The sequence below is a fragment of the Streptococcus mitis genome, from assembly GCF_001579035.1.
Classification (GTDB): domain Bacteria; phylum Bacillota; class Bacilli; order Lactobacillales; family Streptococcaceae; genus Streptococcus; species Streptococcus mitis_J.
The window spans coordinates 1-1,726 of sequence record NZ_KQ970299.1; the positions used below are offsets into that span (position 1 = coordinate 1).

The following is a 1,726-nucleotide window of genomic DNA, read 5'->3' on the forward strand; positions in this document are numbered from 1 at the left end:
TAGAAAGTTTCCTTTCTATTTATTTTCAAGATTATTTAGTAGTAATTAAGCCGTCTGGCTCAATTTTGAAGCTTTCTTTTTCAGCCAAGCGTCCATCTTCAAGCATGAGGTAGTATCCGCTATTGTATGGTACGAAAGTATTCGATACCATGTAGCCATTCTCTGAATTGAGATAATACCATTTCTCGTAGTATTTAACCCAACCAGTCTGCATGGCACCGTCTGCATTGAAGTAGTACCATTTGCCATTGATTTTCTTCCAGCCGCTATTGGCCATGTAGCCATCTTTGTCAAACCAGTACCACTTACCATCTGTATGAAGTAGCCATTGATTCTCATACATATAGCCGTTTTCGTTGAAGTAGAACCAATTTCCATCAACTGCTTCAAATTTAGCAGTTGGATATGAGCCATCTTTGCGACGCCACCACCAGCCTGTACCATCATGCTTCCAGCCTGATTCCTCTTCTTCAGGCGGCACGATATACCCCACAATCGAATCGACAGAGCGCTCGTTGTAGCGACAAGGGCCACCGACTTCCAAGAAATCAGCGTTCTCGTCAATATTCTGTTCAATAGTCTTGATTGTAGAACCGTCAGAGTCCTCATAGACAAGACCAGTATGACCATAATTCACTCCATCGCCTGCCACGAAGTTCTTAACGAAGAACCAGCCAGCTTTTGGATATTGAGCGCCATAGACGACTTGTAAGCCTGCTGATTCTGCGGACCGTAGCAAGTCGATAGCATTCCCCCATAGACGAGTACCGAAATACTCGTAGATTCCGTAGCACGTCACATCAGCACATTGATAGCCGTACATCTTATCATAGTCAACCCCAGTTCCTGCATCAGCGTGAGCCATGAGGTCGTTAATCATATCTTGTTTCTTAGACATTAGCAGCATCTCCTTTCCATGAGTCATTCATCTGCTTCACGGCTGATTCTACGAAGGTGTCCAAGTCCTTATCAGTCATGCTAATGTTGTATTTTGTAAGCTCAGCTCGGACTTTATCACGAGCCTGTTCCAGTTTTTCATCACCTTTAAAGCCTGTCTCTTGTGCTACCTGCTCCACGGCGTGCACCGCGTTTTTAGCTAGGATTTCAGCGATTTTTACAGCTTTCTCTCCGCCTTTGCGTAAAAGATACTCTTTCACTGCTTTTACGATATTTCCTACTGCTACTGCTAAGAATCCTGTAGCAAAAGCAATAATGATTTCATTAAATTGTGTCATGTGTTTTTCCTTTCTGGCGCATTACCGCGCCCCTTTCTCATCTTCAACTAAGATATCGTCTCTGATTTGCAACGCTTCAAAATTGTTGTACAAGTGGTCAATGTAGCCATTGCCACCCAAGGCTTTATAGCTATTGTGCATGTTCTCGACCACGTAGAACTCATCCTTGGTGGTAAAACCACGACGAATAGCCCTGCGAATATCACGGTCTAGGCGCATCCTCATCGTGACAAGGTGCGCTTCATCGTGCAGTTTTAGCTTGGCTTGTACTTCATCAATTTTGGTGTTGCTGTCGCATGCAGTTTCTTGGACATCTTTGATTTGTTTCTTGACATCGGTTAGTTCCGAGACAATTTTATCTGTTTCTTCTTTGGCTTTTTTCGGCAATTTGTAGCTAAGCCAAGCGATAATAATCGGTGAAGCCGATGGTAGCACGTTCATGAAGAAATGTTCTATCTGTTGTAAGACGTCCATAAACACCTCTATCCTTT

General features: G+C 43.4%; 3 protein-coding genes. All 3 read right to left on the bottom strand.

The window, feature by feature from the left end:
• Positions 1-31 precede the first annotated feature (31 nt).
• A complete protein-coding gene (locus SMIDD26_RS10730) occupies positions 32-898 on the bottom strand; it encodes a CHAP domain-containing protein (RefSeq protein WP_061440098.1) in 867 nt (288 codons plus the stop codon).
• On the bottom strand, positions 891-1,235 hold the full coding sequence (locus tag SMIDD26_RS10735) for a phage holin (protein ID WP_061440099.1): 345 nt from the start codon (positions 1,233-1,235) through the stop codon (positions 891-893). Before SMIDD26_RS10735 ends, SMIDD26_RS10730 begins: the two co-directional genes overlap by 8 nt.
• A 21-nt stretch (positions 1,236-1,256) precedes the next feature.
• Positions 1,257-1,726 (bottom strand): hypothetical protein (locus tag SMIDD26_RS10740; RefSeq protein WP_246747042.1); only part of this gene is annotated, 470 nt, incomplete at its 5' end.

Bases quoted from the DNA above. Each gene is read 5' to 3' on its own strand.
- SMIDD26_RS10730 (WP_061440098.1), bottom strand. From the start codon at position 898: ATGTCTAAGAAACAAGATATGATTAACGACCTCATGGCTCACGCTGAT.
- SMIDD26_RS10735 (WP_061440099.1), bottom strand. From the start codon at position 1,235: ATGACACAATTTAATGAAATCATTATTGCTTTTGCTACAGGATTCTTA.